The organism is Oceanobacillus sp. NCCP-135, assembly GCF_059698015.1.
In genome coordinates this window covers 114,647-134,397 of record NZ_BAAKSZ010000008.1, presented here as the reverse complement: position 1 = coordinate 134,397, position 19,751 = coordinate 114,647, and the positions used below count along the sequence as shown (strand labels likewise).

23 protein-coding genes and 1 pseudogene are annotated in these 19,751 nt (G+C 34.0%); 13 read left to right on the top strand and 11 right to left on the bottom strand.

Annotated features, from left to right (window positions below; all coding sequences use genetic code 11):
- Positions 1-56 precede the first annotated feature (56 nt).
- Positions 57-1,715 carry a DEAD/DEAH box helicase gene (locus AC6HVZ_RS08160; RefSeq protein WP_497557654.1) on the top strand — a complete coding sequence of 553 codons (1,659 nt, stop codon included), beginning with the start codon at positions 57-59 and terminating at the stop codon, positions 1,713-1,715.
- Entirely contained in the window at positions 1,702-2,478 is a 777-nt protein-coding gene (locus AC6HVZ_RS08155; RefSeq protein ID WP_497557653.1) for a YqhG family protein, read from the top strand. The genes AC6HVZ_RS08160 and AC6HVZ_RS08155 overlap by 14 nt, the downstream gene beginning before the upstream one ends.
- Positions 2,479-2,527: 49 nt before the next feature.
- Here AC6HVZ_RS08155 and AC6HVZ_RS08150 read toward each other — a convergent pair whose 3' ends face one another.
- The gene (locus AC6HVZ_RS08150; RefSeq protein WP_497557652.1) at positions 2,528-2,716 is read right to left on the bottom strand and encodes a YqzE family protein; all 189 of its coding nucleotides are present in this window, start codon (positions 2,714-2,716) and stop codon (positions 2,528-2,530) included.
- A 139-nt stretch (positions 2,717-2,855) separates the two neighbouring features.
- On the opposite strand from AC6HVZ_RS08150, the gene comGA reads away from it, so the two are divergent.
- From comGA to AC6HVZ_RS08105, 9 genes are all read left to right on the top strand, one after another.
- The gene (comGA, locus tag AC6HVZ_RS08145; protein WP_497557651.1) at positions 2,856-3,866 is read left to right on the top strand and encodes a competence type IV pilus ATPase ComGA; all 1,011 of its coding nucleotides are present in this window, start codon (positions 2,856-2,858) and stop codon (positions 3,864-3,866) included.
- A complete protein-coding gene (comGB, locus tag AC6HVZ_RS08140) occupies positions 3,829-4,878 on the top strand; it encodes a competence type IV pilus assembly protein ComGB (protein ID WP_497557650.1) in 1,050 nt (349 codons plus the stop codon). The genes comGA and comGB overlap by 38 nt, the downstream gene beginning before the upstream one ends.
- A 14-nt stretch (positions 4,879-4,892) precedes the next feature.
- The gene (gene comGC, locus AC6HVZ_RS08135) at positions 4,893-5,213 is read left to right on the top strand and encodes a competence type IV pilus major pilin ComGC (protein WP_497557649.1); all 321 of its coding nucleotides are present in this window, start codon (positions 4,893-4,895) and stop codon (positions 5,211-5,213) included.
- Entirely contained in the window at positions 5,203-5,634 is a 432-nt protein-coding gene (gene comGD / locus AC6HVZ_RS08130) for a competence type IV pilus minor pilin ComGD (RefSeq protein ID WP_497557648.1), read from the top strand. Before comGC ends, comGD begins: the two co-directional genes overlap by 11 nt.
- Complete coding sequence (locus tag AC6HVZ_RS08125; protein ID WP_497557647.1) at positions 5,621-5,962, top strand: type II secretion system protein; 342 nt, start codon at positions 5,621-5,623, stop codon at positions 5,960-5,962. Before comGD ends, AC6HVZ_RS08125 begins: the two co-directional genes overlap by 14 nt.
- Positions 5,925-6,362: a competence type IV pilus minor pilin ComGF gene (locus tag AC6HVZ_RS08120; RefSeq protein WP_497557646.1), complete on the top strand. Its 438-nt coding sequence runs from the start codon at positions 5,925-5,927 to the stop codon at positions 6,360-6,362. The genes AC6HVZ_RS08125 and AC6HVZ_RS08120 overlap by 38 nt, the downstream gene beginning before the upstream one ends.
- Positions 6,334-6,723, top strand: coding sequence for a hypothetical protein (locus AC6HVZ_RS08115; RefSeq protein ID WP_497557645.1), 390 nt, complete (start codon positions 6,334-6,336; stop codon positions 6,721-6,723). Before AC6HVZ_RS08120 ends, AC6HVZ_RS08115 begins: the two co-directional genes overlap by 29 nt.
- A gap of 96 nt (positions 6,724-6,819) precedes the next feature.
- Positions 6,820-7,518, top strand: coding sequence for a helix-turn-helix transcriptional regulator (locus AC6HVZ_RS08110; protein WP_497557644.1), 699 nt, complete (start codon positions 6,820-6,822; stop codon positions 7,516-7,518).
- Between the two features lie 75 nt (positions 7,519-7,593).
- Positions 7,594-7,836 (top strand): DUF2626 domain-containing protein, encoded by a 243-nt coding sequence (locus AC6HVZ_RS08105; RefSeq protein WP_095656162.1) that lies wholly within the window; start codon positions 7,594-7,596, stop codon positions 7,834-7,836.
- A gap of 593 nt (positions 7,837-8,429) precedes the next feature.
- Here AC6HVZ_RS08105 and AC6HVZ_RS08100 read toward each other — a convergent pair.
- Positions 8,430-9,053, bottom strand: a complete 624-nt coding sequence (locus AC6HVZ_RS08100; RefSeq protein ID WP_497557643.1) for an MBL fold metallo-hydrolase — start codon at positions 9,051-9,053, stop codon at positions 8,430-8,432.
- 152 nt (positions 9,054-9,205) lie between these two features.
- Between AC6HVZ_RS08100 and AC6HVZ_RS08095 the strand changes: the two genes are divergently transcribed.
- Positions 9,206-9,376 (top strand): DUF2759 family protein, encoded by a 171-nt coding sequence (locus AC6HVZ_RS08095; RefSeq protein ID WP_497557642.1) that lies wholly within the window; start codon positions 9,206-9,208, stop codon positions 9,374-9,376.
- Positions 9,377-9,469: 93 nt separating this feature from the next.
- On the opposite strand, the gene AC6HVZ_RS08090 is transcribed toward AC6HVZ_RS08095, so the two are convergent.
- The 4 genes and pseudogenes from AC6HVZ_RS08090 to AC6HVZ_RS08075 all read right to left on the bottom strand — a co-directional run bounded on the left by AC6HVZ_RS08090 (position 9,470) and on the right by AC6HVZ_RS08075 (position 14,348).
- Complete coding sequence (locus AC6HVZ_RS08090) at positions 9,470-11,401, bottom strand: LTA synthase family protein (protein WP_497557641.1); 1,932 nt, start codon at positions 11,399-11,401, stop codon at positions 9,470-9,472.
- A gap of 230 nt (positions 11,402-11,631) precedes the next feature.
- Positions 11,632-12,606 (bottom strand): ROK family glucokinase, encoded by a 975-nt coding sequence (locus tag AC6HVZ_RS08085; protein ID WP_497557640.1) that lies wholly within the window; start codon positions 12,604-12,606, stop codon positions 11,632-11,634.
- Positions 12,599-12,820, bottom strand: coding sequence for a YqgQ family protein (locus tag AC6HVZ_RS08080; RefSeq protein ID WP_497557639.1), 222 nt, complete (start codon positions 12,818-12,820; stop codon positions 12,599-12,601). Before AC6HVZ_RS08080 ends, AC6HVZ_RS08085 begins: the two co-directional genes overlap by 8 nt.
- 71 nt (positions 12,821-12,891) lie before the next feature.
- Positions 12,892-14,348 (bottom strand): annotated as a pseudogene (locus tag AC6HVZ_RS08075) (spore germination protein).
- A 145-nt stretch (positions 14,349-14,493) separates the two neighbouring features.
- On the opposite strand from AC6HVZ_RS08075, the gene AC6HVZ_RS08070 reads away from it, so the two are divergent.
- On the top strand, positions 14,494-15,348 hold the full coding sequence (locus tag AC6HVZ_RS08070; protein WP_497557638.1) for a hypothetical protein: 855 nt from the start codon (positions 14,494-14,496) through the stop codon (positions 15,346-15,348).
- A gap of 242 nt (positions 15,349-15,590) precedes the next feature.
- Here AC6HVZ_RS08070 and AC6HVZ_RS08065 read toward each other — a convergent pair whose 3' ends face one another.
- The 5 genes from AC6HVZ_RS08065 to rpmG all read right to left on the bottom strand — a co-directional run bounded on the left by AC6HVZ_RS08065 (position 15,591) and on the right by rpmG (position 19,593).
- Entirely contained in the window at positions 15,591-17,141 is a 1,551-nt protein-coding gene (locus AC6HVZ_RS08065; RefSeq protein WP_497557637.1) for a rhomboid family intramembrane serine protease, read from the bottom strand.
- A 342-nt stretch (positions 17,142-17,483) separates the two neighbouring features.
- Positions 17,484-17,681: a protein YqgO gene (gene yqgO / locus AC6HVZ_RS08060; RefSeq protein ID WP_497557636.1), complete on the bottom strand. Its 198-nt coding sequence runs from the start codon at positions 17,679-17,681 to the stop codon at positions 17,484-17,486.
- Positions 17,682-17,739: 58 nt separating this feature from the next.
- The gene (locus tag AC6HVZ_RS08055) at positions 17,740-18,750 is read right to left on the bottom strand and encodes a ThiF family adenylyltransferase (RefSeq protein WP_497557635.1); all 1,011 of its coding nucleotides are present in this window, start codon (positions 18,748-18,750) and stop codon (positions 17,740-17,742) included.
- A 13-nt stretch (positions 18,751-18,763) separates the two neighbouring features.
- Positions 18,764-19,330: a 5-formyltetrahydrofolate cyclo-ligase gene (locus AC6HVZ_RS08050; protein ID WP_497557634.1), complete on the bottom strand. Its 567-nt coding sequence runs from the start codon at positions 19,328-19,330 to the stop codon at positions 18,764-18,766.
- Positions 19,331-19,443: 113 nt separating this feature from the next.
- Complete coding sequence (rpmG, locus tag AC6HVZ_RS08045; protein ID WP_042145937.1) at positions 19,444-19,593, bottom strand: 50S ribosomal protein L33; 150 nt, start codon at positions 19,591-19,593, stop codon at positions 19,444-19,446.
- Between the last annotated feature and the right edge of the window lie 158 nt (positions 19,594-19,751).

Genomic DNA, 19,751 nt, shown 5'->3' with positions numbered 1-19,751 from the left:
AATGGAATATAGCCATTTACATTTAAGCTAAAATTTTCAGGCAAAGGAAGGATATGATGAAGTCGATTCAAATTGTAAAGGATACTGCATTTATCGATCAGCTTGACACAGTGATGGAAAATAATGGAAAGTATTCATCCTGGGAACTTTTTTCAATGGCCTATCAAGCTGAATTAACTACCATGACACCAGAATTCAATGGATTACGTGCATTGGAATACCTTCCCCATGTGGACTTTTTAGAGCATCAGGTGAATTGTGCCGAGCAGGTTATTGAAACAATGAATGGAAGAGCTATTTTGGCTGATGAGGTTGGATTAGGTAAAACCATAGAAGCCGGCCTGATATTAAAAGAATATATGATCAGAGGATTAGTAAAGAAAGCACTCATTTTAGTTCCAGCCTCATTGGTTAACCAATGGGCAAAAGAATTAAATGAAAAATTTTATATACCTGCTGTACCTCATCGAAAAAACTATACCTGGGAGCATGGAGATATAATTATCTCTTCTATTGATACAGCAAAACGCTCTCCACATCGTGAAAGCATATTGGATATAGAATATGATTTTATCTTAATTGATGAGGCACACAAGCTTAAAAATCATAAAACAAAAAATTACTCATTTGTCCGTGCTCTCAAAAAAAAATATTGTCTGCTTTTAACTGCAACACCTATACAAAATCGGCTTATAGAAATTTTTAATTTAGTTTCCATCTTAAAGCCGGGTCATCTAGGAGATTATGATTCCTTCCTAGAGCAATATGGGAAAGATCGAAAAAAAATGAAGCAGGATTTTTATTTAAAACAACTGATTCAAAAAGTAATGGTTCGTAACACAAGGCAAAATACTGATATGAATAATACCAAACGAAGGATTGAAACCGTTTATATTAATTTCACGAAAGAAGAGCAGGCAGTATACAATAAAATAGATAGTATGACAGAAGCCCTTTCTACCTTTTCAAAAATAACCTATTTGAGAGAAATATGTTCATCACGTGAGGCGTGTTATTTATCTCTTAAAAAAATTGAAAATGAAGCTGCAAGAGAGGATATTCAACCCCTACTGTCGAAAATCGAACAATTGCCACATCACATTAAAGCAGATAAAGTCATTGAATTAATTAAAAATATTGGCGATGAGAAAGTTATCATTTTCACAGAATACCGAGCAACACAGCTCTATCTGCAATGGTATCTGCAACAGCACGGAATTTCTTCAGTTCCGTTTAGAGGTGGTTTTAAACGAGGGAAAAAAGATTGGATGAAGCAGCTGTTTAAGAACCATGTACAGGTTTTAATTGCAACGGAAGCTGGCGGAGAAGGAATTAACTTGCAATTTTGCAGTTATATGATTAATTATGACCTTCCGTGGAACCCGATGCGATTGGAACAGAGAATCGGACGTATCCATCGCTATGGTCAAAAAAAAGATGTTCATATATACAATTTAGCAATCCGTGACACAATCGAAGAACATATTATGAACTTGCTTTACGAAAAGATTAATTTATTCGAACAAGTAATTGGTCACCTTGATGATATACTAGCTGAATTAAATATACCTGATATTGAGTCGGAAATTAAAAACATATTTAATGAATCTTCATCAACTGGTGAAGCAAAAATTAAATTGAATAACCTTTCTTCCATAATCAAATATACCAATGATCATTCAGTAAGCGGGGAACAACATTATGGCCATAACTAATTTAAATAAGTTTTTACAGGATTATTTTACAGCACATCATTGTGAAACTCTTCTTAATGTAGAGGGCGTTTTATCCGTACAGCTGACAGAGGAAATGGATAGAGTGCTGATGAATCGTCCATTTTACTGGCACTACATTAAAAAAATCGGGCAAAAGGGAGAACCAAAGCAGCTTACCCTCATTACAAATCCCGATAAAAGAGAAGTGAATGGGGAGTGGATACACTTTGGAAGCCCCCGTTTACAACAAATAATCAATCACCTGAAACAGAATGAAAAGTACACTCGGCTATTTCAGAAAATAGATACCGCTCAGAACACACCACTCTATCCTTGGCTGGTGACGAATATCAAAATCAGCTACAAAGGAAAACAAAAGAAGGATGAGCTTTTTTCAATTGGTCTTCATCTGGTAAATGGTGCAATGAAACTGGAGATGATGAATTTACTTGAACCAATACAGCTACAAACAACCATTTCCGACTACTGCTACACCATTTCCCCAATAATTAAACTTAAAAGCGGCTTTCGACGGATTGAATCAGTAATCGACAATTATATTGAAAATCAAAGTCATTCATGGGCCGAAGATTCAATCAATACATTGAATAATGAAATACAGATGCTTAAACATTTTTATGTTGGGGATACAGATGAGGAAAAGAACCAAATGGAAAAAGAAATAAACGAAATAACTGACCGTTTTGAACCAAGCATTACCTATGAGGTGATTAATGGTGGCGTGTTTTATCTTAACGAATAATAGTATAAGAAAGAAATAGCAGGGTTTGATCAAGATGATCTCCCTGCTACTAATTGATCTTTTTTAGAATTATTCGAAAAACAAATGGCAAAACACCAAGCCACTTATTCGTATATATTTGCCGTTCCTCTTTTTGTTTTTTCCTTCTTTTTCTTCTTTCATCAGAAGGTAAATCAATATATGCTACTACCTGCTCTGTCATAAATTTAAGATAATCATTTCCAGAAATAGCTATCACCTCATTATTATGTATAGCTTTTACATAAAAACTTTCGATTATCCATCTTTTTTTAAAAAAACTTTATAAAAAAAGAAGGAGTTTAGCAAAACATGTCGAATAGTGTAGTTGTTGCAGATTATTTAAGGAGGTGAATTATTTGAACCCTGCTGCATCACTTTCAAGTAAGCTTTTAAACACTGCCTTCGAAGCACAAGCATCAGATATTCACTTTTATCCTTTTTCCACGCAAACAAATATTTACTTTCGTATCCATGGAAAACGAATTTTTTATAAGTCCATTTTAACTTCCCAATACGAATTACTACTCACATACTATAAATTTACATCAGAAATGGATATCGGTGAAATAAGAAAACCACAAAATGGAACTATCACTCACCAGGGTGATTCTAACGTTTTTTCGCTTCGATTATCGACACTTCCAATTAACCACACTGAAAGCCTGGCAATTCGAATCCTGCCTCAGGAAGAAAATCTTACCCTTGATCAACTATTTTTATTTCCAAATCAATTGAAAAAAATAAAGGAATGGATTTCAAATCGTGCTGGAATCATTTTATTCACCGGGCCAACCGGAAGTGGAAAAACTACGACTTTATATGCGTTATTACAGGCAATTTTAAAAGAAAAATCTTATCAAACCATTACACTAGAGGATCCGATTGAAAAAGAAATACATGATATCTTACAGGTACAAGTAAATGAAAAGGCAGGCATAACCTATCAAACCGGTCTAAAAGCGGCATTAAGACATGATCCGGATATTATTATGATTGGAGAAATCCGTGATAAACATACAGCAAAATTTGCTTTTGATGCCTCACTTACCGGTCATCTTGTTTTAAGTACGTTACACGCCAAAGATGCCGTCGGAACAATCCATCGTTTATTGGAAATGGGATTAAAAGAAATTGATTTGCAACAATCACTTATTGCGGTAGCTTCTTTGGAGCTACTCCCAATTCAAATTAATAAAAAAACAAAAAGAAGGGCAGCTATCTTAGAACTATTGGATGGAGAAGTTCTCGAAAATACGTTAAAAGGAGATAGCGGTTTTGAAATAGGAAACTTCCATTCTTTTGATCACTTAAGAAAGAAGGCTTTCGTATATGGTTATGTTTCTGAGGAGATTTTTACCAACTCGTAAAGAAAAACCTGCAAATGAAATTCAATTACGGTTCTTACAAAGACTCCATCGATTACTGGCAAATGGATACCCACTATTATCTGCTCTTGAGATAATGAAATGGGACAGCCAAATGATTCATCCTGCTACACAGATTACAACCTGTCTAAAAAACGGAGATACGATTGATCAGGCATTTGAAGAAGCACTATTTCATCAAACAATCACGTCTTATTTATATTTTGTTCGATCAAATGGGGATCTCGAAGGAAGTATTAAAAAATGCATGGAGATGTACGAGCACAGAACGAATTATATGAAGAAATTTCAGCAAATTGCCAGATATCCGCTCATTCTGTTAGTCATCTTCTCTTTATTGCTATATTTCATTAAACAATCCGTACTTCCTTCATTTGCAGAGATCTTTCAGAATACGGATGCTTCTTCAACGATACGGATTTCAATAGGCCTTATTAATCTTTTAGGTGCTATAGGGATTCTAATCATTATTCTGATCTTAGTAGGTTTTATTAGTTGGCAATTTATAAAACATAAAATTGCTTTTGAAAGACAGATTCAACTATTAAACAGCATACCGATTTATCGTAAATTTTTAAGGCTTCAAACCTCCTTTCTCTTTGCGATACACTTCAACACGCTTTTAAAAACTGGCATGTCCTTTAAAGAAATTCTGCATCAAATGGCCAACCAACAGAAATTACCAATCATTGCCCACTATTCCAGATTAATGACAGCAGAATTAACGAAAGGACGTCAAATAACATACCTGCTTTCACAATTTACTCTGTTTGAAAAACAATTAGCAGCTATTTTCCAAAAGAATGCGGACACCCAGACTCTCGACAAAGATCTAACCGTGTATGCAGAGTTATTAACGGAGGAAATACAGCGGAAAATCATTAAATTATTCACATATATTCAACCAGTGTTTTTTTTAGTACTAGCGTGTTTTATCATTTTCATTTATGTAACATTGATGTGGCCAATGTTTGATTTAATTAAAACAATTTAGAGGAGAGAATTCGCATGTTTGAAAATAATAAGGGTTTCACACTGATCGAAATGTTAATCGTTCTCATGATCATCTCTGTATTGATCATTCTTATTGTTCCAAATTTGAGCGGAAAGAGTAAAGATGTCAATGAAACCGGATGTGATGCATTAGTTAAAGTAGTGCAGGCACAGGTAGATTTGTATTATTTAAATGAGGGCAGTTACCCTACAACTACAACCAAAATGGTGGAAGATAAATATATTTCTGACGAGCAAACGAAATGTCCTAGCGGTAAACTTATTACGATAACGAACGGAATAGTAAATAATCCAAATCCTGGCAATGAATCATAAAAACGGCTTTACATTAATTGAACTGCTCTTTGTGCTAAGCATTTTATCCATAATACTGGTGGTGAGTGTTTCACTAAATATCTCCAATCTTGAAAAACAGCGTCTAAACCTTTTTTTTGAAATACTTGAATCAGATGTTTTATATATTCAAGCACAATCCTCCTCCACATGGGAAGATATCCATTCCATTAGATTTCATCAGGACAGATATGAGATTTTACAAGGTCCCCATAAAGCAGCGATTGTAAGACCATTTCCACCTGATATGAAAATAATTGACAGAGATTTTAATAATGAAATATCCTTTACGCAAAAAGGAACAATACGACGAGCAGGAACACTTGAGTTGATCGTAGGGGACATTACGTATTTCGCTGTTTTTCAACCTGGAAAAGGCAGGTTTTATATTGTTGAAGAATAATGGGTTTACTTTAATTGAAGTTCTGGTTGCAACAAGTATTCTTATGATTGCTGTATCTGTAATCTTTCCTATTATCGTTTTATTAAACGAGGAACAGCAGGTATTAAGTGATCGACGAATACTAGCATACCGGCTGCATGATGAAATGCAGCCATATATATGGGAAGAAAATCTTTCTTCCCCTTCTATCTTTCATAAACGGATACAAGAAAAAGATGTAACATTTCAATTTGCAAAAGAAAATGATTATATAAAAGGATGTGTCATATGGGAAAATGTCAAAAAGAAAGATGAAACGTTTTGTTTATACGGTCTTCCCCAAAAGTGAACGGGCATTTACATTTATATCGATGCTTTTAATCATCACTGTCTTAACCGTTTCGTTACCATTTGCTGCTATTTTAATCAAATCAGCAGACTACAAATCCAATTATGATGAATTATCTATCCAGCAATTTTTTAAGTTTTTACGGGATGATATGATGAATGCAATTGATTACAGAGTATCCTCATCGATACTATACCTTGATTTAGATAATAAAAAAACTGCTACAATTGAAAAATATCAAGATTCTCAAATTCGCAGGCGAGTCGATTGGAAGGGGCACGAGCTTTATTTACAGAATATACAGGATTTAAAATTTGAAGAAGTACCTTATGGAATCCGTACAACCGTAACATCAATACAAGGGGAAATTTATGAAAAAACAATTATTTTTTATAAATAATCAAAATGGATTCTTTCTACCCTATGTCCTGTTTATCATATCATTGGTTTTTATGATTATCACAGCCAATATCAGCAGTTACAGGAATGAAATCCACATAACGGAGAATTATATGGAACAATTGAAAATAGAAACATTATTCCAAATGGGACACATATCATTACAGGAGGAAATTAAAATCAAGGAAACACCAATTGAAAAAGTTTCCTATGTTTTCCCTGAAGGAACGGTTGAAATTGAAATAAATCCTGTAGATAACAAGAGATATAAATTGGATTTCTTTATAGAGACAAACAACAATACCAGTTATTTCATTACAAATTATTTAAATATAGAATCTGATACACCTGTAATAGAGTAGAAATGTGTACAATTTCCAACAAACTCCACTTTAGTCCCATTTATATATGGATATTTATTATAATTAAGGTAATAAATATGATAGAGGTGAATGAAGGTGGAACAGACACTAAAGGTTACAAATGTGTTAAGCGATCCAACCAGATATAATATTTACCAATATATTATCCAGGAGCATCAGGAAGTAAGTGTAATAGAAATTGCAGAAAAGTTTGAGATCCATCCAAATGTGGCGAGGCTGCATTTATCTAAATTAGAAGACATTAATATGGTCGTCTCCTATTCCAAAAAAACAGGAAAAGGTGGTAGGCCAAGCAGAAGGTATCGTCTTTCCAATGAAGTGATTGAACTTAACTTTCCACATCGTGATTACAAACTTCTCTCCACTATTGCACTTGAATCGTTTGTTGAGTTAGGAGAACCGGGCAAAGTAGCATTATATAGAACCGGTAAAAAATATGGAATGAAAGTTATGGAACATTATCAAGCAATCCCTGTTTCACAGGAACTCACTATAGAGCGAAAAATCCATATTCTTGAAGATGCTGGAACAATGCTTGGGATGTATCCAAAATTCCAATATGATTCAGAATCGAATAGTATTAAATTCAAAATTAATAATTGTCCTTTTAAAGAGATTGCTACAAACAATCATTCAATGGTTTGTAATATGCACAATGCATTTTTAAAAGGAATGTTTGAGGTTTTATTTACAAATGTGGATCTGGTAGAGGAGGAAAACATGTTTCAGGGCTGTGAAAACTGCGTCTATGTTGCAAAACTTTCAATTGTTTAGTAAGATTCATTTACAAGTTGTATTTCCTCGTTTATAATAACAAAGAAAAGGTTACCTAAAAGGAGGGGGAAAAGCATGGATCGTGTGTTTCGTATGCTCGCCTTTTGGACAGGTATATTTACAGTAATGTTTTATGTTGGAGATATGCAGAAAACGGCACTATTATTCCTTGTTCAAACAGCGTTTTTCCTTACAGTTGGTTATTTAAAATTATCTGAACGTATGTATATGTATTTATTTGGAGCGTATTGTACCGTCTTTATGATAGGCTTTACATGGTATTCTGAATTCATACTTGTACCTGGTTTCGGACACTAAAACAAAAGAGAACTCTGCTTACATATATCATGCAGGGTTCTTTTTTATATGATTAATTTAAAAACTATATTGAGCCCTGTTGCATATGTCCGTCTATGTTTTTACCTACATTTTATATTTTTTAAGTTTAACACTATTGACATGTTGTTAATCTCCATTTATTATATAGAGAGTAGCTTAACTTATATCCCTAACCAACAAAAGTAGAGCACATCCCCCCTAAAACCCTTCTTTTATTAGAAGGGTTTTTTACTGCTTACCAAGAAATTATAAAATGATGATTTGCGTATAACTTAATTCCGTAATCAGCCACGTCAATCCCCAGCGCTCAGCAATTAGCAGCATCTTTTTTTGGTAGGACAAACGTTATCACAGTTCCAGAGCGCTTCAGTTTATACATTGCTACACAGCCGCCCCACACTTTTATAATTTTGAATTGAATGAAAAAAATCCATATTATTACTGTATAGGTGCATAAGGAAAACTCCGGAGCATGTAAAAGGCATTGCCCAAGCCTTGCATTTCTAAGTATAAGTGTTTCTAAAAAAACAAATAGTTCGCTTTCCATATCTCTTTAACAAACGCCATCTTTTCTAATCATTTATAAAAGGATTATACTGCTTTTCATATCCTATTTTAGTTTTCTGACCATGACCTGGATAAACTACAAACGAATCATCCAACTTGTATAAGGAATTTCTAATACTAAACTCTAATTGGTTCATATCCCCACCTGGTAAATCTGTCCGGCCAATCCCTTGAAGAAACAAGACATCGCCACTAATAACGAACAAATTATCTGCAAACACAAAACTTACACTTCCAGGCGAATGTCCAGGTGTATGGATTACTTCGAATGAAAATAAACCTATTTCCATTTTTCCTGGTTGTAATATATGTTCAGCTGGTTTGGTCTTAATTTCATTACCGGTAAAAAAGACAGAGCTATTTAAATTGGGATCCTCGAGCCATGATGCTTCATTTGCATGTAAATAAACCTCTACATCATAATATGTGCGAAGCTTATCGACAGCCCCTATATGGTCAAAATGGGCATGCGTTAATAAAATCGCCTGTACGTTTAGATTTTCTTTATTCAAGTAATCAACTACTTTATTTGCTTCACCCCCTGGATCTACAATTAAAGCAGTTTTATCATGATGCACAATATAACAATTCGTACCCAATGGACCTAAAGACATACTTTTAATATTCACTTAAAAAACCTCCATAATAACTAGGATATATCTCGACAAAAGCAATTTAATACTATAAAATATATAATATAAAGGCTTAGTTACATAATAATACAAATGTAATTTTTAAATCAATCAGTACAGATTAGGAAAGAACATAAGGAGGAGAAATCATGCATATCGTATTAGCAATACTATTCTTGCTAGTAGCACTGGTTGCTGTAGTATCAGTAATTCGTCAATTGAAATTCAAAAATATTTTTGCTCTGGGATTTTCTGCAGTTACCGCCTTAGCATTTGGCTTTTTCGCAGTAGCAACCTTAATTTCCGAGATTTCCGGTTAATAATATAATTTATTTAGCAAGAAAGCCAACTTTTAACTAAAAGTTGGCTTTTTTTAGAAAGAAGCTGCTTCTAATTATGAAGCAGCTTTTAATTTAGTTATCTCTAGCTAATTTATCAAAGTCTACAAATCGGAATAAATCTCCATAAATCAAATCATCGGAATATCCAAGTTCTTTTTCCACCTTTTCGGTAATTGGATCACAAGCATTTGTTGAATTTGCTTCTGAATTTGACAGTTCGTCTTCATCATCAATTTCAATTGGCTCGCCCGTTTGTCGATTATAGCATATTCCTCTGGTAGATATATATTCATCACTTATGAAATCACCGTTTCTAAGAGCAATATATCCTTTTCTGTCATCATGGAATAAATCATTACCAAAATAAATGTCGTTGTCTGTATGAATACCTGCCATGTGTAATAAAGTAGGCTTTACGTCAATTTGACCAGCAACCTCAGATTTCACTTTCCCTTCTCCATGACCAGGTATATGAATAAAGAAAGGAACACGTTGCAGCTGTACTTGATCATATGGCGTTAATTCTTCTTTGTCTAAATACATACTCATTGCCCTATTATGATTTTGGCTGATTCCGTTGTGGTCACCCATAATTACTATAATGGAATCCTCATACAAACCAGCATCCTTTAGCTGATTGAAAAATTGTTCTAATGCTTCATCCGAATACCTTACTGTTGGAAAGAAATTATTCAGTGTATTTGAATTTGAATCATATGGATCAATTGATTTATCTTCTTCACCGAGCTCAAATGGAAAATGATTTGTTAACGTAATAAATGTCGAATAAAATGGTTGTTCAAGTGATTGAAGATATTTAATCGATTGTTCAAAGAATGGTTTATCTTTTAAACCCCAACCTATCGAATTGGTTTCATTAATTTCATATGCTTCTTCTCCATAGAATTGATCAACGTACAGACTTTCATACATTTGATCCCGATTCCAGAAGCTTTTATTATTAGCATGAAATACTGCTGAATAATAATCGTTTTCTTTTAGCATTTCAGGCAATGCGTTATATTCGTTTTGACTCTGGGTAAAAAATACGGCACCCCTAGATAATGGATAAAGCGAATTTTGTACTAAAAACTCTGAATCGGAAGTTTTCCCCTGTTCTGTTTGATGATAGAAGTTTTCAAAATAATACGTATCCTCATCTTCTGTCAAACTATTTAGAAATGGTGTAATCTCCTGTTTGTTAACATCATTATTAATAACAAAACTTTGAACTGACTCTAGACTAATAAAAATGATATTTTTATCCTTTGCAACACCAAACAATTCTGATTGTTCACTGCTTCTTATTTCATTTTTAATATAATCCTGGATTTCTGGTAATTCATTGCCATCTGCAAATACTTTTTGTGTTTTTGCTTTCGTATTAATGACAATATCATATGCATGGTAATTAAATAACCCGATATTCTTAACTAAATATTCACGATCAAAAGCTCGTGTAAATAATTGTGGTCTTTCCATTTCAGCAAGAAAGAAGTTACCTGCAAGAAGCACAAAAGACATGGCTAATGCGAAAACCTTTCCGCTTCGTGGGTAATCTACTGTCATCATTTCCTGCTTTTTCTTACTCAAATACCAAATTATAATAACATCTGCAAATAATAAAACATCGTATGGCTTGATTAGCGTTAGTATACTGGACCCAAGATCTGCTGCATTACTTGCTTGAAATAGTTGAGGGATTGTAATAAAATCTGTAAACGAACGATAAAATACAAGATTAGCAAACACAATTAGAGTACCAAATAATGCAGTGTATCTTAAAAATTTCATTTGACGTGAATGTTTTTTAAACCATACACTTAGTGCAAAGATTAGAAAAGCAGACACAAAAGGGTTAATAATTAAGATTAACTCCTGCATTGAATTTTCTAAATCAATCGTAAACATAAATCGATACACAATATATGTTTTCAACCCAAATAATAAAGTAGCAATAATATATAACGGTATTTTACCTTGATTTAAATTTCTCATCATCATTACCTCCTGATATCCCTATCCTATTTACAGCAAATAAATGGTATTTAGATAAATAATGTATTCATTGCCATTTATTTATATTCTCTTTTTCATTTCCCGTTATTACGGTTTGTAAACCACTGGTAAATTTTCTGTAAATGCCATTATACTATTAGACGTTTTAATCTAGATAAAAGTTTCATAGAATGCTAATCAATTTTACTATCTCATAATTTTATCCTAATTATATATTATTGAAATGTAATATTTTCTAATTTTTGTCTAACGAGAAATGCTCCACCAATAATTCCAGCATCATTTCCCAACTGGGCTATACGTATTTCGCAAATTTCTCTGATTCTAGGTAAGGCATATTCCTCAAAGGCTTGTTGGATTGCTGAAAGTAATTGATCTCCTGCTTTTGACACTCCTCCGCCAATCAATACTTTGGATGGATTAATGGAAACACCCAAGTTTGCGATTACTAAGCCAAGAATAGAAGCAGTATGTTTTATGATATTTTCACTAACTGCATCTCCTGCCTTTGCTAAATCAAAAATATCCTTTGCCGAGATTGACCCTGATTTATGAAAATGCTCTGCCAGCATACTTTCTTGTTCCTTTTCAATCCTATCCATTGCTTGACGTACCATACCAGTTGCAGATGCAATGGTTTCCAGACATCCATTCCGGCCACAATTACAAGTATAGCCATCGGGATCAACAATTAAATGACCAATTTCTCCAGCCATACCGTTTTGACCATCTAAAATATCTCCATTTGCTATAATTCCACCACCAACACCTGTGCCTAATGTAATTGCAATAAGGTTTCTGGCATTGTTACCCGCACCGAGCCAGTTTTCACCAAGCACCGCTATATTTGCATCATTTGCTACAAATACTGGTAAATCAGCTTTAGCTGTTAATTCCTTTGATAGATCATAATTTTTCCAGCCTATATTTACAGCTTCAAATATATAGCCGGTCTCTCCATCAATAAAACCGGGTACTCCCATGCCAATTCCCATTATATTACTTTTTTTTATGTTTAATCTTTCCAATTGATTACTTACAGATTCCCATATATCTTCAACTATAGAAATTCCGGAACCTGACGTATCTGTAGGAATCTCCCATTTTTTTATGATTTCTCCATCCTTACTTAATAATCCGATTTTACATGTAGTACCGCCAACATCAATACCAATAATCGTTTTATTCATCAGAAGTTCCCCCTTTTTTTCCATTACTTAATTGTGTTATCTCTTTAGTAAGGAGTAATTTAGCTTGTATGTATTCTTCTTTTTGGATAAATTGTAACTGGAATAGCTCGTTAATCTCCATTTTCATAAGTTCCAGATCACCTATTCTATCACCGGTATAGATAAAGGTACCATATTTTTTCAATAATTGTTGAACATCATAAATATTCTCCATAAAATCACCAATTTATATTATAGCAAATTTTATTCATATTTAGGTAGTTAAATGTAAGACCCAGATCGTTTTCAACGATCTGGGTCTTGGGGATTCAAAAATGCTGGTCTTCTATTTTTTAATGGGATTGGTGATCTGATTAAGATATCACGGAATGCGCGGTAGGAAAAGGGTAAAAAGGGCCAAAAATATGCAATATTAAAAGTTTTCATTTTTGTTATATAAAGAATCCACAGCGTTATTCCTACAACATAACCGATGACTCCAAAAGCAGCTGTTACCAACAGCAGGAATATCCTCACTAACCGGTTGGCAAGACCGAGCTCATAACTTGGTGTAGCATATGATCCAATAGCAGCTAATGCCAGATAAAGAACTACTTCATTGGAAAACCAACCTACTTCTACAGAAACCTGGCCAATCATGATTGCAGCAACCAAGCCAAGTGCAGTTGCTAACGAAGAAGGGGTGTGGATTGCAGCCATTCTCAGCATATCTATTCCAATTTCCGCAAGTAGAAACTGTATTATTAATGGAATTACTCCCATTTCATTTGGACCAATATACTTTAATCCTTCAGGCAAGAGGTCAGGATTCATGGATAGCAAAAAATATAATGGCAAAATAAATATAGATGCAATTACCGCAATAAAACGAACCATCCGTAAATACGCACCAACTAATGGCTTTTGCCGGTATTCTTCAGCATGTTGCAGATGATGCCAATAAGTCGCTGGTGTTATCATAACACTAGGTGAGCCATCAATAATGATCAGTACATGCCCTTCATACAAATGTGCTGCTGCTGTATCGGGTCTTTCTGTATAACGGACGGTGGGATATGGATTCCAATGACGTCCACTGATATACTCCTCTATCGTTTTCTCTGCCATTGGAAGACCATCTGTATCAATTTTTTTAATACATGTTTTAAATGGTCAACCCGTTCCTTATCTGCAATGTCAGCCAGATAACAAATAGCAATATCTGTTTTGGATCTCCGGCCAATTTGCAGATATTCCATTCTTAACGATCGATCACGTACCCTTCTTCGTGTTAATGATGTATTAAACACAATTGTTTCAACATACCCATCCCTAGAACCTCTTACAACACGCTCCAAATCCGGTTCTGCAGGTGATCTGACGGGATATGTTCGTGCATCAATCATAATTATTTTATCGATTCCTTCTACAATTAATGCCGCAGGTCCACCAAGTACGAGGTCTGATGCTTCATTGAGATCATCCACCTGATCTATCTCAATATACGGAATATACGTTTTTAATAATTTGGTTAACGGATCCGGCTCTATATCCTCAGGCTCTATTTTTGCCAGGAATTTCATTAAAAGATGTAATATATCGTCCTTTGCAAAACCATCAATGACAAATAAAGCCATCTTTCTTCCTGCATATTCCAGATCGAGATGTATTAAATCAAAGCTCTCCTCTACACCTAATCTCTCTTTTACATAGGCTACATTTTTATTAAAAGAAGAATATAACGTCTGTTTATTATTTTCCATTTAGTCACCCGAATTTTCTATAGTAATAATTATTAGTTTTAGCAGACTGAATAATTTTATACGACAATCTCTAAGGAAAACATAAATAGAAACGTATCATCATATATTTTAAAAAAGACAAGCTAACTAAAGGATGACAAAATTTATGAATAAGGGCGTATTTATTTCTTTGAACCTAATTATATTGGGTTTTGGTATATTTTTTATCTTAGGAATCAATACCACTCCGGCAATTACATATTTTCCAAATGATGAAGATAGCTCTTTTATTTCTGCAAATTCCAATCTGGAACTTTTTCTGCCAAAAGGAAATGACTCTTATCAGCTTACATGGACAACCGATTCCAAGAGTGATAAAGAAATGTATTTGCGCCAGGATGCTTCATTATTATTTGATAACGGAAGGTTAAGAGGTGTTCGCAGTAGATGGGTACAGGATACAGATCATATTCAAATAGAAGAAAAGCTTCTTAGTGAAGATAGCAGCTTCTTTCAGGTAATTTCTTTTCATCATGGAGAAATTCATTATCCGAATGAACAAATCAAAAGTATTCGTCAAATGTCTGCAGATCATTTATATGTAGTTGATTCTCCAGCTACACCACTTGATGCTTTTAAAACACCTGAAAACGAGTTTGAATCAGAATGGAAGAATCTTCTAAACCGAACAACAAAGCAACAATTACTTTACCATTGGAATCAATTGTATTCCTATTTCGATATTTCTGGTGAATCCTATTTATCAGTCCCACTCACTTCACTGTATAAATATAATAATGAGCCTCTTCCAACTATGACTCAAGATGAAACGAACAAGATCATGGGGCAACTGTGGGAAGGTCTATATAAAAACTATATTATTCCAGCTGTAAATACAGAGAATAATCAGCTTCAAAGTTATATACCAATTATTTTATTCGATAAACAAAATCAGCATCTGCTTGTACTGTTTGAATTAAACACTAAAAAACATAAATTGATTCAGCAATACACAAATTGAACTATCCACCACTGTTTATTACACTAGAATATATCTTCCTGTTTAGAATTAACTTACAAATGGTTACAACTAAAAATACTGGAATAGATGTATAATGGTTTGGAAAAAGATTGTCTCCGTTGAAGAGCCGTTCACCTCCTCCGCATCTCTTCGACTGTCATCTTATCCCTGAGGAAGGGGCCTTCTCATTCTAAAGATGATAAAACGTGCCCAGTCAGTTGATTGGACACGTTTTATCATTATTATTGAACTTCTTCTCCAGTAATCTGTTCATATAAATTAATAAAGGCTTCATCTTCAGGTTTCATCTCATATGCTTTTATAATGGCTTCCTCTGCTTTATCCGTTTCACCGGTATTAAAATAAAGCATGGCTAAATTAAAATAGGCTTCAGGTATCTCATTGTCAGTTTGAATACTTTTTTCTAAATCCTCAATTGCTGAGTCAATCTGATCCAGTTCGATATAGGCATAGGAGCGTTGAAATAACAATGGCCCTTCCAGGTCACCTCGTTTGTCCAATGCTGATGTTGCAATATTCACTACCTCTTCATACTTATTCTCCTGATTCAGTTCTTCAATTTTCATCAGGTGATATGCTTGGCTGTTCTTATTGTTTTCTATGCCAAATAGCACTAATCCCACGATCATTACAAGATAAATCACTAATGCGATTAATTGCTTCGGTAAATCTTTTTTCGAGGGTAGATGAATGATCGCTGAAGCAATAAAACCTGCAATCAATCCACCAAGATGGGCACCCATATCAATTTGTGGAATAGTAAATCCAAAAACAATATTAATCCCGATTAACAAGAGGATATTTTTACCCATAGTCTGAAAAAATACCCGCTTATGAATTATTCCAAAAAACAACAATGCACCGAACAATCCAAATAATGCTCCGGATGCTCCTGCAGATACATGAGTGGAAAAGGCAAAGCTGGCTACCCCACCACCTATTCCCGCTAAAAAGTATAGGATGAGAAAACGCCAGGATCCATAAATCCGTTCTACTAATGACCCTAAATAATATACTGCCAGCATGTTCATAAATAAATGTAAAAAGCCTATATGCAGAAACATGGAACTGATAACTCGCCACCATTCCCCTCTTTCAATCATAGCCGGGTTATACTTAGCTCCAAATTCAATTAAGTTTTCGATAGAGTTACTACCACCACTTCTTTCCAGCAGGAAGAATATAAATACATTTACAATTAATAACATATAAATAAAAAATGGCTTCCCAAATGAAAAAATCTTTTCCATTTCTTTTTGTTTGCTGTGCTGTGCTTCAGCTAATGATTTTTTATAGAATTGAACTTTTTCTTCCATAACACTTTCAGGAACATCCTCTTCAGTTGTAGGAGGTGTTGACCCTACAGCCTCATAAAATCTTGTCTTTTCTTCTGTAAAACCATTTTTAGCTAAATAATATACTTTCATTTTAATTGATTTATTCTCTTTTAGCTGCATAGGTATTTTTAATGCTTCCCAATCATCCACCGGGGAATGTGTAGCAATATATACATTATGTAATACGATATTTTTTCCGAGCAGCAATCGTTTTACGGCTTTAACCTTTTGGAATACATGTACGATATCTTTTTTTAAGTGATTTTTCCAATCAAACCCCTTATTTACAAGGTAAATTACATTGGATGTTTTGTTCTCATATTTTTCTAGCCAGATTTCTTCATCTTGATCATTTACATGAAGCACTTCATACTGGCTGTTTTGTACCAAATCATTTGCGATTTTGAACATCGTATACTGTTCTTCTAAATACATACATTATCCTCCCCTAGAATATCATCATACCAAATTTATTGGGCTTTTTCTTCTTAAAAGAAGACTGCTTTCTAAAAGATTGAGAATACATACGACTTATCCCATCATGAGGAGTTGATGTTTTGTATATTGCTTACTTACGCAGTTCATAGACAGTAGCGAAATATCAGTGTTTTTGGGTTTCTGAAAAACTGGAATTGAATTAATTTTATAAAAAGGAAAGAAATCACTATATGGTTACGTTGCAGTTCTATCTGGTAAGAGGATGAAAAAGCAACAAGACTTACGAAACGTGCGTAAAAGAAAAAGAAGCTATGATAAACAACTTCTTTTTACTTTATATTATGAATTTGTGGTTTGATTTGTAAACAAATTCGGAAAAATCTTTGCTCGTATTGTTGGCATGTTCATTGATAAGGAAACTGCAGCTTTTCTGAGGAAACTAATGGCAAGGATCATGTTCATAATTCGGTAGCGCCATTTATATACAATTGAAACTGCAGTAATTATAAAAGTAATAACAACTAATATTCGCATCATAACACCCTCTTTTTCTTCTGATGTTATTAGTTATTTTCCAACCAGTAAATATTATGCATTAGGATCCAATATATCTATCGTACCAGGTTCGTGCTTTTACCTTATCTTCTGTACCTTGAATCAGTACTCGACCATCTGGAAATAGAATAAAATTCAATTCATCAAATTGCACCTTTAACAAAAAGGGAGTTCGCTTAACCACCGCAACAGAAGAAAGTTGTTTTTCCCATTTCAACAGATCCAATCGAGCTTTCTGATGAATTTGAACAGTATTTCTTCCACACAATACTGTTTCGTTCGTCTCTGCAGTCTTTCGTAATGCCGGAAATACTTCTTGCTGACAGGTAGGGCATGATGGATTTGGTTTTGGAAACTTCATATCATATTGATTATTAAACCATATGTCAAAGGTTCTTAAGGTTTTTCTCAAATGGTTCTTATTATCTGTCAAATACTTTAGTGTTTCAGTTACCTGCATGGAGGAAACAATATCAACAGCTGGATTTATGACACCTATAGTATCACAGGTTTGACCACTTTCACTGCCCTCTTTTGCAATACATCTGAGACAAGGAGTTTCACCCGGGATAAAAAATGCAGACATTCCTCTGGAACTAACGACACCGCCATAGGAATAAGCTATATTTTTTTTAAAACAGATATCATTTAATAAGTAACGGGTAGCAAAATTATCTGTCCCATCCAACACGACGTCAACACCGTCAACCAACTCTTCTATATTATCATATGTAGCATTCCCTATAATAGCTTCAATGGTAATAGTACTATTAATTTTTTTCAGTTTATTCTTAGCCGCAATAGCTTTTGGCAGTACATTTTTAACATCATCTTCATCAAAGAGCATTTGTCTTTGCAGATTACTTAATTCTACATAATCACGGTCTATGATCCGAAGCTTTCCAATACCGGAGCGAACTAAATGATTACAAATCACTGTTCCTAAAGCACCTGCACCCACAACCAGTACAGAGCTTTTCATTAGTTTATTCTGCCCTGCTTTATTAATCGGGGTAAATAATATTTGCCGAGAATATCTATTTTGCACCATCAAAAGCACCCCCCTATTTTAGATTCCAACATGTTTCCTTTTCCGTAATAAGATGTTGAACAGGGATGTCAAATGATTGTGCTGGCACGTAATCCACTAGTTGACTAGAATGGAGTAGTGAAACTGTTTTATTAGGATAATCCTGTAAAAATCGGTCATAATAACCACCACCAAAACCAATGCGATATCCGCTCTTATCAAATAATACCCCTGGAACAACCAATAATTCAATGATTGCTTTATCAACGACTTTTGATTCAGCGGGTTTTGGTTCCAATAAATTATGGTAAACAACTTCCAATTGATCATAGGATTCTAATTGGTAAAGTGTAAGCCTTCTTTCTTTCGGATCACATTTTGGAACTGCTATCGTTTTATTTTGCTCCCAGGCTGCTTCTATAATTGCTTTTGTATCCCATTCAAAGCCCCTGGCAATCGTAATTCCAATAATTTCGGCATTTATCCATAATTTAGATGTTAAGAGGTTTCTCGTTAATTGTTGTTCAATATGTTGTTTTTCAGTTTCCGAAAAGTTTTTCAGAATCTTAATTGTAGATTTACGTAATTGCTGTTTATCCAATCCATTTCCCCCTTTAACCAAAAATCCCACTATTATTAAAAGTATAACGCAAATTTTGATAAAACAAAAAATAAAACTCTTATCAAGGATGATAAGAGTTTCGTTAATTTCAATTATTTTGTTTCACGATGTAATGTGTGTTTTTTAAGACGTGGACAATATTTCATAAGCTCAATACGCTCAGGATTTGTACGTTTGTTTTTTGTAGTAATGTAATTACGTTCTCCTGTTTCAGTACAAGCTAAAGTGATGTTAACGCGCATGGTTTTCCCTCCAAACTTTTAAAAACTTACACTATAGAGATCTATCATTTCATTTCAGACTCAATTATAATAGCAGATTTTTAAAGAACTAGCAAGAATCTAATGGAAAAAATTTATCTTTTCTCCTGTCCCATTCTATGTTATAACTAAGAGTGAAC

Bases quoted from the DNA above. Each gene is read 5' to 3' on its own strand.
- AC6HVZ_RS08160 (WP_497557654.1), top strand. From the start codon at position 57: ATGAAGTCGATTCAAATTGTAAAGGATACTGCATTTATCGATCAGCTT.
- AC6HVZ_RS08155 (WP_497557653.1), top strand. From the start codon at position 1,702: ATGGCCATAACTAATTTAAATAAGTTTTTACAGGATTATTTTACAGCA.
- comGB (WP_497557650.1), top strand. From the start codon at position 3,829: ATGGTTATGTTTCTGAGGAGATTTTTACCAACTCGTAAAGAAAAACCT.
- comGC (WP_497557649.1), top strand. From the start codon at position 4,893: ATGTTTGAAAATAATAAGGGTTTCACACTGATCGAAATGTTAATCGTT.
- comGD (WP_497557648.1), top strand. From the start codon at position 5,203: ATGAATCATAAAAACGGCTTTACATTAATTGAACTGCTCTTTGTGCTA.
- AC6HVZ_RS08120 (WP_497557646.1), top strand. From the start codon at position 5,925: ATGAAACGTTTTGTTTATACGGTCTTCCCCAAAAGTGAACGGGCATTT.
- AC6HVZ_RS08115 (WP_497557645.1), top strand. From the start codon at position 6,334: ATGAAAAAACAATTATTTTTTATAAATAATCAAAATGGATTCTTTCTA.
- AC6HVZ_RS08105 (WP_095656162.1), top strand. From the start codon at position 7,594: ATGGATCGTGTGTTTCGTATGCTCGCCTTTTGGACAGGTATATTTACA.
- AC6HVZ_RS08095 (WP_497557642.1), top strand. From the start codon at position 9,206: ATGCATATCGTATTAGCAATACTATTCTTGCTAGTAGCACTGGTTGCT.
- AC6HVZ_RS08090 (WP_497557641.1), bottom strand. From the start codon at position 11,401: ATGATGATGAGAAATTTAAATCAAGGTAAAATACCGTTATATATTATT.
- AC6HVZ_RS08085 (WP_497557640.1), bottom strand. From the start codon at position 12,606: ATGAATAAAACGATTATTGGTATTGATGTTGGCGGTACTACATGTAAA.
- AC6HVZ_RS08080 (WP_497557639.1), bottom strand. From the start codon at position 12,820: ATGGAGAATATTTATGATGTTCAACAATTATTGAAAAAATATGGTACC.
- AC6HVZ_RS08070 (WP_497557638.1), top strand. From the start codon at position 14,494: ATGAATAAGGGCGTATTTATTTCTTTGAACCTAATTATATTGGGTTTT.
- AC6HVZ_RS08065 (WP_497557637.1), bottom strand. From the start codon at position 17,141: ATGTATTTAGAAGAACAGTATACGATGTTCAAAATCGCAAATGATTTG.
- yqgO (WP_497557636.1), bottom strand. From the start codon at position 17,681: ATGATGCGAATATTAGTTGTTATTACTTTTATAATTACTGCAGTTTCA.
- AC6HVZ_RS08055 (WP_497557635.1), bottom strand. From the start codon at position 18,750: ATGGTGCAAAATAGATATTCTCGGCAAATATTATTTACCCCGATTAAT.
- rpmG (WP_042145937.1), bottom strand. From the start codon at position 19,593: ATGCGCGTTAACATCACTTTAGCTTGTACTGAAACAGGAGAACGTAAT.